Origin of the sequence: Streptomyces deccanensis (assembly GCF_022385335.1) — a bacterium.
In the GTDB taxonomy this organism is placed as follows: domain Bacteria; phylum Actinomycetota; class Actinomycetes; order Streptomycetales; family Streptomycetaceae; genus Streptomyces; species Streptomyces deccanensis.
In genome coordinates this window covers 1,797,920-1,812,175 of the sequence record NZ_CP092431.1, presented here as the reverse complement: position 1 = coordinate 1,812,175, position 14,256 = coordinate 1,797,920, and the positions used below count along the sequence as shown (strand labels likewise).

At 72.4% G+C, this 14,256-nt stretch carries 7 protein-coding genes; 3 read left to right on the top strand and 4 right to left on the bottom strand.

The annotated features are described in order from the left end of the window. Positions 1-78: 78 nt before the first annotated feature. Positions 79-4,863, top strand: a complete 4,785-nt coding sequence (locus L3078_RS08060; RefSeq protein ID WP_239752355.1) for a hypothetical protein — start codon at positions 79-81, stop codon at positions 4,861-4,863. A gap of 72 nt (positions 4,864-4,935) precedes the next feature. Here L3078_RS08060 and L3078_RS08055 read toward each other — a convergent pair whose 3' ends face one another. The 4 genes from L3078_RS08055 to L3078_RS08040 form a co-directional block, all read right to left on the bottom strand. Continuing rightward, positions 4,936-6,486, bottom strand: a complete 1,551-nt coding sequence (locus L3078_RS08055) for a GMC family oxidoreductase (protein ID WP_239752354.1) — start codon at positions 6,484-6,486, stop codon at positions 4,936-4,938. Between the two features lie 106 nt (positions 6,487-6,592). Continuing rightward, entirely contained in the window at positions 6,593-8,182 is a 1,590-nt protein-coding gene (locus L3078_RS08050; protein WP_239752353.1) for an APC family permease, read from the bottom strand. 121 nt (positions 8,183-8,303) lie between these two features. Beyond that, positions 8,304-9,770, bottom strand: a complete 1,467-nt coding sequence (locus tag L3078_RS08045) for an aldehyde dehydrogenase family protein (protein ID WP_239752352.1) — start codon at positions 9,768-9,770, stop codon at positions 8,304-8,306. Positions 9,771-10,065: 295 nt separating this feature from the next. Next, entirely contained in the window at positions 10,066-10,617 is a 552-nt protein-coding gene (locus L3078_RS08040; RefSeq protein WP_239752351.1) for a hypothetical protein, read from the bottom strand. Between the two features lie 418 nt (positions 10,618-11,035). Between L3078_RS08040 and L3078_RS08035 the strand changes: the two genes are divergently transcribed. Further along, the gene (locus L3078_RS08035) at positions 11,036-13,822 is read left to right on the top strand and encodes a sensor histidine kinase (protein WP_239752350.1); all 2,787 of its coding nucleotides are present in this window, start codon (positions 11,036-11,038) and stop codon (positions 13,820-13,822) included. Then, a complete protein-coding gene (locus tag L3078_RS08030; protein ID WP_239752349.1) occupies positions 13,819-14,253 on the top strand; it encodes a roadblock/LC7 domain-containing protein in 435 nt (144 codons plus the stop codon). The genes L3078_RS08035 and L3078_RS08030 overlap by 4 nt, the downstream gene beginning before the upstream one ends. Positions 14,254-14,256 lie beyond the last annotated feature (3 nt).

Genomic DNA, 14,256 nt, shown 5'->3' with positions numbered 1-14,256 from the left:
CACCGCGACCGCCCTGATCCCACAACTGCCCTGATCCCCCCGCACGATCCACCGTCACGACCGCGAAAGTCCGCCGCCATGTACGAGCTGTCCCGGGTCCGCCTCTACTCCATCGGGCCGGCCGGTGCGCGCTACGCCGACACCGTGCTGGACCTGAGAGGTGTGGGCGAGTTCGTGCCCGACCCCGCGCCGCGGCAGGCGGAGTTCTTCCAGGAGGAGCCGACCGAAGCACCACGCCGGCCGGCGCCGGCCGGCGTGCTCTTCCTGGAGAACGGCGGCGGCAAGTCCGTGCTGCTCAAGCTGATCTTCTCGGTGATGCTGCCGGGCCACCGCAACACCCTGGGCGGTGCCAGCTCCGGAGTGCTGCGGAAGTTCCTGCTGGCGGACGACTGCGGGCACGTCGCCCTGGAGTGGCAGCACACCCTGACCGGCGAGTGCGTGGTCGTCGGCAAGGCGAGCGAGTGGCGGGGGCGGCAGGTCTCCAACGATCCACGGAAGTTCGCCGAGGCCTGGTACTCCTTCAGGCCCGGCCCGGGGCTGAGCCTCGACAATCTGCCCGTCGCCGAGTCCACCGCCGTACGGCCGCCCGTCGAGGGCGCGTCCGGCGCGCAGGGGCGGCGGCGGACCATGAAGGGGTTCCGGGACGCCCTCACCGAGGCGGGCAAGGCGTATCCGCACCTCGAAGTGCACTGGGAGGAGATCCACGACCGCTGGAACGAGCATCTGACGGACCTCGGTCTCGACCCCGAACTCTTCCGCTACCAGCGGGAGATGAACGCCGACGAGGGCGAGGCCGCCGGTCTCTTCGCGGTGAAGAAGGACTCCGACTTCACCGACCTGCTGCTACGGGCCGTGACCGACACCCGTGACACGGACGGACTGGCCGACCTCGTCGCCGGGTTCGGCAACAAGCTCGGGCGGCGGGCGGAGCTGATCGCCGAACGCGACTTCACGGCAGGGTCCGTGGATCTGCTGGGCCGCATCGTGGAGGCGGCCGAGGCGCGCTCCCGGGCCCGGGACGTCCACGCGGGCGCCGAACGCCGCACCCGCACCCTGGCCCGGCGACTGTCGGCACGCGCCGCCCAGGAGCGACTGCGGGGCACCGATCTCGCCCAGCGGGTCACCGCCGCCGCGTACGCGGTCACGCACTCCGAGGCCGCCCGGGACCGCAGCGCGCTCATCGCCGCCGAACTGGCCTACCGGCACGCCTCGTTGGCGCTCGCCGCCGCCGAGAAGACGGCCGCCGCGCAGAAGCGGGAGCTGGCCGACGCACGCACCCTGCACTCCGCCTGGCAGGCCGCCGAGGCCGTGCTCAGGCACCGGGCCGCCGCCGACCGCGTCGCCCGGGTGGCCGCCGCCATCCAGGAGGCCGAACGGGACGCCGCCCCCGCGCTCGCCGCCCGCGCCAAGGCCGCCGTCGACCTCGTACGCGCCCTGCACGCCGCCGCCGAGAGCGCCGAGAACCTGGCGAACGAGGGTGAGGAGAAGTCGGCCGCCCTTCAGGAGGTCGGCGAGGCCGCCCACCGGGATGCGACCGTCGCCGCCACCGAGGCACAGCGCGCCCGCAGCGAGATCGGGCACCTGAAGCAGCGGCTCAGCGAGGTCGAGCAGGAGACCGCCGAGGCGGTCCGCGCGGGCTGGCTGGACGACAGCGCGCCGGACGCCGACCCGGCCAGGGCCGCCCTCGCCGCCAGCGACGCCGAGAAGACGGCCGTCGCCGCCTGGGACACCGCGCGCGAGGCCTCGCGCCGCGCCTCCGAGCAGGCCCGTGAGGCGGCGTCCGCCGAGTCCCGCGCGGAGCTCACGGCCGCCCGCGCGGCGGACGCGGCGATCGCCGCAGAGCGGGCCTACGACGGGGAGCGACGCACCGCGGAGGCCCTCGCCGGGGAGGAGCGGCTGGCGGAACTGCTGAGCCTGCCGGGTGCCGTGGGCAGGGCGGCGGGAGGGGTGCCAGGTCCTCGTAGGGGCGGGTCTGAAGCTGACGCCGACGGCGGGACCGGTGTCGGCGCCACCGCACGGGCGGCCGGCGCGGACGCCGTCGGCGGTCCGGGTGGTGCGCGGGGCGGCGCGGGCGGCGCGGCCGGGGCGAACGGCCTTGGGGGCGCGGGCGGTTCGGGTGAACGCGACGCCACCGAGGGCCCCCTCACCCCCGAGGAACTGGACCGCTTCGCCGACGAACTGCGCGAACTGCTCGACGAGAACGTGTCGTCCGCCGAGCGCCACCTCTTCGAGCTGCGCACCGCCGCGGCCGACGACTCCCGCATCCTCGGCGCCCTCGGCGACGGCGGACTGCTGCCACCGGGCCCGGACGTCCTGGCGACCGTCGAGTTCCTCGGTGAGCACGGCATCCCGGCCCTCCCCGGCTGGCGCTACCTCGCCCAGGCCGTGGATCCCACCGACCACGCGCGGGTGCTCGCCGCGCGCCCCGAGCTGGTCGACGGTGTGATCATCACCGACCCCGACTCGCACGCCCGGGCCCGCGAGGCACTGAGCGACGCCGCTCTCCTCCCGAGGTCCGCCGTGGCCGTCGGCACGGCCGCGGCCCTGCTGGCACCGACACCGCCCATGAACGGCGGCGAGGGGCCCTCCTCCGACGTCTTCCTCGTGCCGCCGAACCCGGCCATGCACGACGAGCACGCCGCCGACGAGGAGCGGCAGGCGCTGCGCGCGCGGGCCACCGCACGGGACGAGGAGATCCGGGAGCTGGCGGCCCGGCTCGGCAAGGACCGGGAACTGGCGGCCCGGCTCTCCTCCTGGCGCACGGGCTGCCCGGCGGGACGCCTGACCGAGCTGGCCGACACCGCGCGGGAGACCCGCGCGTTCGCCGAGGAGGCCGAGGCGGAGCTCTCGGAGGCGCGCACCGTGCGGGCCGAGGCCGAGGAGGCGGCCGCCGAGGCGGCCCAGGTGCGGGACGAACGGCAGGAGGCCGCGCAGAAGGCCCGCCGCGCCGCCGACGCCCTCGCCGGACTGGCCTACCGCCTGCGCGAGCGCGCCGGCTGGCAGGCGAAGCTCCGTGAACTCGCCGACGAGGCCGCCGAGTCCGAGGCCCGCGCCCAGTCCTGCCTGGAGCGCGCCCGAGCCGCCGACGAGGACCGGCGTGCCACCCAGCGCGGCGCGGACGACGCCCGCCGCACGGCGCGTGCGCTGCGCGCCGAGCGCGCCGAGATCGCGGGCGCCCCCGACGACGTACCGGCGACGGACTCCGACGCGCCCCGGCAGCCCCTCGCGGCTCTGCGTGAGGCCTACCGGGCCGCGTCCCAGGTGTACGAGAAGGTCGGCGTCGGTGCCGATCTGCGGGCCGAGCAGGCGCGGGCCGAGAGCGACGAGAGCGCCGCGATCGCCGAGCTGGACCGGCTGACCAACAAGGTCCGCAACCGCGCCGAGCAACTGCTCCAGTCGCCCGACGGCTCCGACGGGCCCTCGCGGCAGGCGGCGGCGGCGCGCGCCGAGGAACTCGTCCAGCTGCTGGAGACGCGGATGTCCACCGCGAGCGAGCAGCTCGGCCGGTTGCGCGGCGAGGCCGAGCGTCTCGCCCCGGAGGACGGCGAGACGCACACCGAGCTGCCGGAGGAACTGCTCCCGCGCGACGCCGACCACGCGCAGGCCCTGCTGCGCACGGCCACCGCCGAACTGGCGTCCCGCGCCGAGGCGTTGACCCAGGCCCGGGAGGCCCACGCAGAGCTGCTGGAGTCCCACCGCGCCGCCGAGGACGCGGCCGGCGGCTTCGACGAGACCGCCGCCCTCCTGCGGGACCTCCTGCGCGACCACTCCACCGACGACGAGCAGGAGGAGCCCGAGCCCTACCCCGGCGGGCTCGAAGAGGCCCGCAGGGCGGCCGCGGAGGCCCGCCGCTCCCTGCGGGGCTGCGCCGCCGACCTCTCAGCCGCCGAGGGCTCCGTGCGGGAGGCGAGCGACGTCCTCGTACGCCACGCCAACTCCACACGCTACGAACAGGTCCGTACGCCGGCCCGCCAGCAGATCCGGGAGCTGCCCGCCTCCTCGCTCCCCGAGCACGCCCAGAAGTGGGCCGACGCGTTCGCGCCCCGACTCCGGGTCCTCACCGACGAGTTGGCCCAGCTGGAGCGCAACCGGGACTCGATCGTCGACCGGCTGCGGGGCCTCGTGGAGTCGGCCCTCGCGACCCTCCGCTCCGCCCAGCGGCTCTCCCGGCTGCCCGAGGGCCTGGGGGAGTGGTCGGGCCAGGAGTTCCTGCGGATCCGCTTCGAGGAGCCCGACCAGGCCACCCTCACCGAACGTCTCGGCGAGGTCGTCGACGAGGCGACCCGCGCGGCCGTGAAGAAGAACTCCGACATGCGCCGCGACGGCATGTCCCTGCTGCTGAGGGGCGTCAGCGCCGCGCTCCAGCCCAGGGGCGTCGCCGTGGAGATCCTCAAGCCCGACGCGGTGCTGAGGGCCGAGCGGGTCCCCGTCGGCCAGATGGGCGACGTCTTCTCCGGCGGCCAGCTGCTCACCGCCGCCATCGCCCTGTACTGCACGATGGCCGCGCTGCGCAGCAACGACCGCGGGCGGGACAAGCACCGTCACGCCGGGACCCTGTTCCTGGACAACCCCATCGGCCGCGCCAACGCGACGTACCTGTTGGAACTCCAGCGCGCGGTCTCGGACGCCCTCGGCGTCCAGCTCCTCTACACCACCGGCCTCTTCGACACGACCGCCCTGGCGGAGTTCCCCCTGGTCATCCGCCTCCGCAACGACGCCGACCTACGAGCGGGCCTCAAGTACATCAGCGTGGAGGAACACCTGCGCCCGGGCCTCCCCCAGCCGCCCCAGCCGGGGGAAACGGCCCACACGGAGATCACGGCGACACGCATGTACAAGAGGCCCACCACAGCCGCGCCCTGAGGGGTGTGGGGTGACTGCGCGACCAGCCCCGACGGACCCGCAGTCACCCCACGCCCCCAGCCACCCAACCCCTCAGACGTCGGCCTTCAAAAGATCCGCGCACTTCTCGCCGATCATCATCGTCGTGATGCACGGATTCACGGTCACCAGATCCGGCATCACCGACCCGTCCGCCACCCGAAGCCCCTCGATCCCCTTCACCCGCAGCCGCGCGTCCAGCGGGGCCGAGGCGTCGTCGTCCGCGCCCATCTTCACCGTGCAGGCCGGGTGGTAGACGGTGTTGTGGGTCTTGCGGATGTAGTCGAACAGCTCGTCGTCGGTGCGGACGTCGGGCCCGGGCGCCAGCTCGGCCCCGGCCCACCCGCTCAGCGCGGGCTGCGCCGCGATCTGCCGGGCGAGCCGCAGCCCGTACGTCATCACGCGCACGTCGTGCTCGTGCGTGAAGTAGCGCGGGTCGACCTTCGGCTTGTCCCGGTAGTCGCGGGTGCGCAGCCGCACAGTGCCCCGGGACTTCGCCCGCGTCACGTTCGGCGTCAGACAGAACGCGTTCTCGGACGTGGGATAGCCGTGCCGGGCCGTGTTCATGTCGAACGGCACGGACCCGTAGTGGAACATCAGGTCGGGCCGGTCCAGGCCCGGTTCGGTGTCGTAGAAGATGCCCGCCTCCCACCACTGGTTGGACGTCGTGGGCATCGGCTGCGCGGCCTCCCACATGATGACGCCCTCGGGGTGGTCCTGGAGGTTCTCGCCGACGCCCGCGGAGTGCACGACCACGTCGACGCCGACCTCGCGCAGCTGTTCGGCGGGGCCGATGCCGGAGAGCATCAGGAGCTTCGGGGTGTCGATGGCGCCGCAGGAGACGATGACCTCACGCCGCGCGCGCACCGTCCGGGTGTGGATCAGGTCCGGGTCCAGATACTCGGCGCCGACGCAGCGCCGCCCGTCGAGCACCAGCTTCTTGGCGCGGACCCCGGTGCGCACCTCCAGGTTCGGACGCCGGCCCATGATCGGGTGCAGATACGCCACCGACGAGGACTGGCGGATGTTGTTCTCGTCGGAGTTGATCTGGAACCAGTTGGCGCCCCGGATCACCGTCTTGCCCGTGTTGAACGGCGTCGTCGGGATACCCGCCTGGGCGCACGCCTCCAGCAGGGCGTTGCCGCAGGGGTCCTCGCTCTTGATGGTGCGGAGCTTCACCGGACCGCTGCGGCCGTGGTGGTCGCCGGGCGCGTCGTTGGTCTCCAGCCGCTGGTAGAGCGGGAAGAGGTCGGCCGCCGACCAGCCCGTACAGCCGGCGGCCGCCCAGTCGTCGAGGTCCTCCGCCGGTGCCCAGAAGGCGATGCAGGAGTTGTGGGACGAACAGCCGCCGAGCACCTTCGCCCTCGCGTGCCGCATGAAGCTGTTGCCGCGGGCCTGCGGTTCCACCGGGTAGTCCCAGTCGTAGCCGGACTCCAGCAGGCCCATCCAGCGTTCCAGCTTCAGGACGTCGTCGTCGCCGACGTCACTGGGGCCGGCCTCCAGGACGCACACCGTGACCGACGGGTCCTCGGAGAGTCTGGCCGCCACCACGTTTCCCGCGGTGCCGCCGCCGACCACGACATAGTCGAACTCGTCTTCGATCATGGGGAGTTGACCTCCTGGGTGCTGTGCTGTCGAGCTGCTGTGCTGTGCTTGCTCTGCTGTCCTGTGTCTGGGTGGTGCTCTGCCGTGTGATGCCTGGTGGGGGCTCTCAGTCCGCCGCGGGCGTGGCGAGAGGAGCGGCGGGCGGTGCCGACGGGGCGGCCCCGGCCTCGGAGGCCACGCGGTGCTCGGCCAGCACACCCGTCTTGTGCCGCTGGACGAACCAGTAGTAGGCGAAGCCGCCACCGGCGATGATCCCGACGAAGAGGACGGCACCCCACTGCAGGTACCAGTGGAAGGGGGCGGCCGCGTTGTAGACCGCGGCGCGCGGCCAGATCAGGTTGAGGGTCATGCCCGCGCCCCACAGCACGGCGAGGATGTTCACCGGCAGTCCCCAGCGGCCCAGCGAGAACCGGCCGTCACCGGCGGGCTGCCACGTGCCGCGCAACCGCGCCACCAGCATCGGCACGGTGACGCCCAGATAGGCCAGATAGATCATGATGATGCCGATGCTGGTCACCACGGTGAAGATCTGCGGCTGACGGATGTTGACCACCAGGATCGCCAGCGCCAACACCCCGATGATCACGGTCGGCAGCACCGGCGTCTGGAAACGCGGGTGGATCTTGGCGAGCTTCGAGGAGGCGGGCAGGTTGTTGTCCCGGGCCATGGCGAAGGTCAGCCGGACGGCGGCGGTGTGCACGGCCAGGGCGCACACGGTGACCGCGATCAGGACGCACCACAGCATCGCCTTGCCGGCCGTCGGGCCGAGCACGTTCAGCACGACGTACTGCAGCCCGTCCGTGGACAGTTGCTCGCCCTTCAGGCTGGAGACGCTCATCAGCGCCAGCAGCAGGATCAGACCGCCGAGGACGAACGAGGCGACGATCGCCCGGATGATCGCGCGCGGCGCGTTCCGGGTCGGGTCCAGCGACTCCTCACCGAGCGAGGCGGCCGTGTCGAAGCCGTACATGACGTACGCCGACGCCAGCGACGCCACCAGGAACGCGCCCAGATAGCCGTTGCCGTAGCTCGCCCCGGTGCCGTTGGTCTCCAGGACCACCTGCGGACCACGGGTGATGTGCACGGCGAACAGCACGATCAGCACGACGGTGGCGATCAGCTCGATGAACACGCCCGCCGTGTTGATCCGCGCCATCAGCTTGACGCCGAAGGCGTTCACCAGCGTGGTGAAGAGGATCAGCACCGCGGCCAGGATGACCGCGTTGGTCGCCACGTCGTACGTGCCCGTGCCGTCCCCGACGATCTGGAACACGTCGGAGATCTGCGGCAGCGTCAACTGGTAGGCCAGCGCGACCGCCGCGATGGACACGATGGAGGCGGTCAGCATCATCCAGCCCGCGAGCCAGCCCAGATGCGGATTGCCTATCTTCTTCGACCAGTTGTAGACCGACCCCGCGACCGGGTAGCGGGCCGCCAGCTCGGCGAAACAGAGCGCGACCATGAACTGGCCGACGAACACCATCGGCCACGACCACCAGTAGGCCGGGCCGCCGCTGGCGAAACCGAAGTAGAACAGCTGGAACGTGCCGGTCAGGATCGAGATGTAGCTGATCCCGGCGGCGAAGGTGTGGAAGTTGCCCAGGGTGCGCTTGAGTTCGGGCTTGTAGCCGAACTCGGTGAGTTCGGTGTCGTCGGACGCGCTCTTCGGTCCGGTGGGTTGCTCAAGGGTCGTCATGAGCGGACTCCTGATGGGCCTGGGGGAGGGGAGGGGGGAGTGGCTCTGCGGGTGCCGAGAACGACGGTCGGCCGAGAACGACAGGCCGGCCGAGAACGACAGGCCGGCCGAGAACGACGGACTAGGCGAACCAACCCTGCGGTGCCGGAGCCGTGTTGCGCCAGATGTGCTTCGCCTCGCGGTACTCGGCGAGCCCCGCGGGCCCGAGTTCACGGCCGAAGCCGGACTGCTTGTACCCGCCCCATTCGGCCTGCGGCACATACGGGTGGTAGTCGTTGATCCACACCGTGCCGATCCGCAGCCGGGCCGCCATCCGCTGCGCCCTGGCCTCGTCGGTCGTCCACACGGCACCGGCCAGACCGTAGATCGTGTCGTTGGCCAGCCGTACGGCCTCGTCCTCGGTGCTGAACCGTTCCACCGTCAGCACGGGCCCGAACGACTCGTCCTGGACCACGGACATCGCGCCCGTGCACTCGTCCAGGACGGTCGGCAGGTAGTAGAACCCCTTGTCGTACGCCTCGCCGCTCGGCCGCTCGCCGCCGCAGCGCAGCACCGCGCCCTCGGCGATGCCCCGGGCGACGTACTCCTCGACCTTCGCGCGGTGGGCGGCGGAGATGAGCGGGCCGGTCTGCGCCCGCTCGTCGAAGGGACCGCCGAGCCGGATCTCCCGCGCCCGGCGGACGACCTCGTCGACGAACCGGTCGTGCAGCGAGTCCTCCACCAGCAGCCGGGCGCCCGCCGAGCAGACCTGCCCCGAGTGCAGGAAGACGGCGGTCAGCGCCATGTCGACGGCCGCGTCGAAGTCGGCGTCGGCGAAGACGATGTTCGGGTTCTTGCCGCCGAGCTCCAGGGCGACCTTCTTCACGCTCGCGGCGGCGTTGGCCATCAGCCGGCGGCCGGTCTGCAGGCCGCCGGTGAAGGAGACCAGGTCCACGTCCGGGTGGTCGGAGAGCGGGGCACCCGCCTCGGGCCCGGCGCCGAGGACGAGATTGGCCACGCCGTCGGGCACCCCGGCCTCCGCCAGCAGCCGCATCAGATGGATGGCGGTGTGCGGGGTCAGCTCGCTCGGCTTCAGCACGAAGGTGTTGCCGGCCGCGAGCGCCGGGGCCACCTTCCAGGCCGTCTGCAGGAGGGGGTAGTTCCAGGGGGTGATCAGCGCGCACACCCCGACCGGCTCGTACACGACCCGGCTGTCGACGCCCGGCTGGCCGGTGTCGACGACGCGGCCCGTCTCGGCGGTGGCCGCCCGCCCGAAGTAGCGGAAGCAGTTCGCGATGTCGTCGATGTCGTACTCGCTCTCCACCAGCCGCTTGCCGGTGTCGAGGGACTCGGCGCGCGCGAGCGCGTCCTTGTCGCGTACGAGAAGGTCCGCCACCCGCAGCAGCAGGTCACCGCGGTCGGCGGGCGAAGTGGTGGGCCAGGGGCCCTCGTCGAAGGCGCGCCGCGCGGCGGCGATGGCCTCCACGGTGTCCTTGGCGCCGGCCTCGTCGACGACCGCGACCAGGCTGCCGTCGGCGGGGCAGCGGATCTCACGCGTCCGGCCGTCGAGCGCGGATCGCCATGCGCCACCGATGAAAAGTTCGGGCATGTCTCTCGTTCCTCCTGGTCAGCGCCGTGCGACAGGCGCCCTCGCGGCTGAGCGCCTAACCGGAAGACCGTGTTCTATGCCCAAGAGCGGGTCAAATGTGACCGCCGACACGCCTGGCCAGGAGAACCGCCCTGGTGAGAGAGGCGGTGAGAGAGGCCAGGAGGGGGTGCGAGAGGTGTCAGGAGGGGCTAGCGCGAGCCCGCCCGGAGGGGGCGTGCGAGCCCGTCAGGAGAAGGCGGCTGTCATCGCCGCCCGGAGAGGGCGGGCCCTTCTCGGAAGGCCCGCCCCGGTCGCCCTACGGGTGCGACAGCTGCCCGGCGCCACCCCGACGGCGTATTCGCTCCTGCGTACGCTCCGCGGCGCGCGCCTCGCGGCGGGCCCGCCGCCGCTCCCGGCGCAGGGCCCGCGCGGTGCTGCTGGGGGTGGAGACCACCCCGTTGCGCTGCTTCCACACCTGGCGGGTCACCCAGACGTCCAGGACGCCCCAGGTCGCCGCGATCGTGCTCGCCACGCTGCTCAGCACCATGGGGAACGCCAGCCAGGAACCCGCGAGGGTGCACAGGAACGCCACCATCGCCTGAAGCAGTGTCACCGCGATGATGAGGACCGCGCGCACCGCCGCCGTCCGCACCGGATCGGGCAGCCGTCGCCTGCGCGCCGGCTCCTCGATCCACAACGGCCGGTAATACACCCGCTCTTCGTCGGCGCGCGGGGAGCGCCCCCGTTCTTCCACCGCGACGCCGACCCCCGCCAGGAGGCCATGATCCGGTGTCTGCGCGCTTCGCGCCGCCACCTCGGGCGTCGCCGCTCCGTCCCCGGACGCTGCGCGCCGCTCCGCCGTGCCCATCAACTCGTCACTCCCCACCGCCGGTGGACCAACAGATCCGGATCCGTGGACCCGGCCCCCCACTGGTGCCCGACTTCCTCTGGTTTACGCCGCCTGGAAGCGGCCTGCGGGATCTGTGGCCGATTCCGCCCTCGATTCCCGTACAGAAAGACGATCGACGTACGCCGAAGATTCCCGCGGAACGAAAAAATCCGGCCAACCGGCAGACTTCCCCGACGGGATGTCATTGGTTCAAGTGCCGGACAGCGGGCGGCAATCTCCCCCAATGGACGGACAACTCCCCCTGTCCGGTTAGCCCCTGGTGCCGTGGCTGCCTGGACGGCTCTTCGAGATACACGCGAGTCGGTAGTAGGCTCACGCCGTTTGTTGACGCACATGTGTGCCCCCGGGCCTGGCGGGGGTCGAGCTGGGGGAGGCCATGCGCTTTCGCGGGAAATCGATCCGCCGGAAGATCGTGGCGCTGTTGCTCGTGCCCTTGGTGGCCCTGACGGGTGTCTGGACGTTCGCCACGGTGCTGACGGGCCGTGAGGCGAGCGATCTCTTCAGGGTGGCGGACATCGTCGAGGAGGTCGGCTTCCCCACCGAGGACACGATCCGTGTGCTCCAGCAGGAACGCCGCCAGACCCTCGTCTACCTCGCCGACCCCAAGTCCACCGAGGCGGCCACGGCGCTCGACCGCAGCCGGGCCGCCACGGACAAGTCCGTCGAGGAGTTCCGCGCACACGCCCGTGACGCCGACCTGCGCGAGGAGATGGGCGAGGCCACCTCGCTGCGGCTGACGACGATCCTGGACGCCCTCGACACCCTGCCCTCCCTGCGGACCACCGTCGAGAGCGGCACCGTCACCGTCACCCAGGCCCTCGGCCACTACAACGAACTCGTCGACCCCTGCTTCACCCTGCTGTCCAACCTGCCCGCGCTCGACAGCGTGGAGATGGACAAGCAGGGCCGCGCCCTGGTCAACGTCGGCCGCGCCCGCGAACTCCTCTCCCGCGAGGACGCGCTGCTCAGCTCGGTGCTCGTCGCGGACCGCATCACCAAGGAGGAGATCCGCGACTTCTCCGACCTGGTCGCCCAGCGCACCCTGATGTACGACATCAGCCTGCCGCAGCTGCCCACCGAGGACCGCGACCGCTTCGCCGACTACTGGAAGGGCGCCAGCACCGCGCCCCTGCGGTCGGTCGAACAGGCCGTCATCGGCTCCGACCCCGGCAGGCCCACCAAGTTCACCGCGAAGGGCTGGGACACCTCGGTCGAGCCCGTGCTCGCCGACCTCCGCGACCTCAGCGTCGAGGCGGGCGACCGCTACCAGGAGCGGGTCCGCCCACTGGTCACCAACGTCATCCTGAAGGCCGCCGTGGCCGGCGTCCTCGGCCTCTTCGCCCTGCTCTTCTCACTCTTCATGTCCGTCCGCATCGGCCGCGTCCTCATCCGCGACCTGCGCCGGCTCCGCCAGGAGGCCCACGAGACCGCCGGGGTGCGGCTGCCCAGCGTGATGCGCCGGCTCGCCGCGGGCGAACAGGTCGACGTGGAGACCGAGGTGCCGCACCTGGAGTACGACAAGAACGAGATCGGCGAGGTCAGCCAGGCTCTCAACACCCTCCAGCGGGCGGCCGTCGAGGCCGCGGTCAAGCAGTCCGAACTCCGCAGCGGCATCTCCGAGGTCTTCGTCAACCTCGCCCGCCGCAGCCAGGTCCTGCTGCACAAGCAGCTCACCCTCCTCGACACCATGGAGCGCCGGACCGAGGACACCGACGAACTCGCCGACCTGTTCCGTCTGGACCACCTGACGACCCGTATGCGCCGCCACGCGGAGGGCCTGGTCATCCTCTCGGGCGCGGCCCCCTCCCGGCAGTGGCGCAAGCCCATCCAGCTCATGGACGTCGTCCGCGCGGCCGTCGCCGAGGTCGAGGACTACGAGCGCATCGAGGTCCGCCGGCTGCCCCGCGTCGCCGTGACCGGCCCCGCGGTCGCCGACCTGACCCACCTGGTGGCCGAACTCCTGGAGAACGCCACGGTGTTCTCGCCCCCGCACACCGCCGTGCAGGTGCACGGCGAGCGCGTCGCCAACGGCTTCACCCTGGAGATCCACGACCGAGGCCTCGGCATGTCGGCCGAGGCCCTCCTGGACGCCAACCTCAAGCTCGCCGAGACCCCCGACTTCGAACTCTCCGACACCGACCGGCTAGGCCTCTTCGTCGTCAGCCGGCTCGCCCAGCGGCAGAAGGTCCGGGTCTCCCTCCAGCCCTCCCCGTACGGCGGCACCACGGCCGTGGTGTTCATCCCCGACGCCCTGCTCACCGACGACGTCCCCGACACCAACGGCATCGGCTTCCGCCTCGACCGCGCCCACCCCACCCGCGAGGCCGAACTGGAGGCGGAGCGCAACGCGGCCCTCTCCCAGGTGCCGGTCCGCCTCCCCGGGCTCACCGCGGGCATTCTGGACGGTCCGGTGGAACTGGAGGCTCCGGTCGACCTGGAGCCCCTGGGCGGCTTCCCGGGCGCCCTCGGCGACGAGGAGCCCGAACAGGGCGGACTGTTCCGGCCCCGCCGCTCCCTCTCCGGCGTCACCGACGAACAGCGGCAGCCGGCGCGCGACGGCGAAGGACGGCAGGCACCGCTCACCGACCCCGACCCGACGCTCGGCCCCGTGCCACTGCCGCAGCGCCGGACCCCGCACCTCGTCAGCTCGCACGGCCGTTCGGTGACCGGGGCCAGGGCCAGGCACCCGGAGGACGAGCCCGGCCAGGGCCGTACGGCGGGTCCTGACGAGACCGCCGACACCCGGCCGCTCACCGCCCTGCCCCCCGGCGGGTTCGACGGCCCCGCGCTGCCCCAGCGCCGCCGTACGGCCCCGGCGGGCGACCCGGCCGGCACGACCTCGCCGTACGGCGCGGGCGAACCCACCCCGCGCGCGGACACGACGAACGGCCAGGCAGAATCAGCTCCGGGGCCGCTGCCCCGTCGCGTCCGACAGGCCAGCCTGGCACCGCAGTTGAAGGAGGGACCCGACCGGCGCACCGAACGCGAGAGGTCCCGCCCCGAGCGGCACCAGGACCCGGGCGAACGGGACGCCGACGAGGTACGCAGCCGTATGGCCTCGCTCCAACGGGGTTGGCAGCGTGGCCGCGAGGAGAACGCCGAGGGCGACGACGCCCGGGGCGTCTCAGCACCAAGAGGAACGACTAAGGGGGACGGTCGATGACCGCACCGAAGGCCGAGAGGACCGCGACCGGTACGTCCGGGGAGCTGAACTGGCTCCTGGACGACCTGGTGGAGCGTGTCGCCAGCATCCGCAAGGCGCTCGTGCTCTCCAGCGACGGACTGCCCACGGGCGTCTCCAAGGACCTCACCAGAGAGGACAGCGAGCACCTGGCCGCCGTCTCCTCCGGATTCCACAGCCTCGCCAAGGGCGTGGGCCGCCACTTCGAGGCGGGCAGCGTCCGGCAGACCGTCGTCGAGCTCGACGAGGCCTTCCTCTTCGTCACGGCCGCGGGCGACGGCAGCTGCCTCGCCGTCCTCGCCGACTCCGACGCGGACATCGGGCAGGTCGCCTACGAGATGACCCTCCTGGTCAAGCGGGTCGGCGTACATCTGGGCTCCGCCCCGCGCGCCGACGGCCCCCTCGGCGGGTAGTGG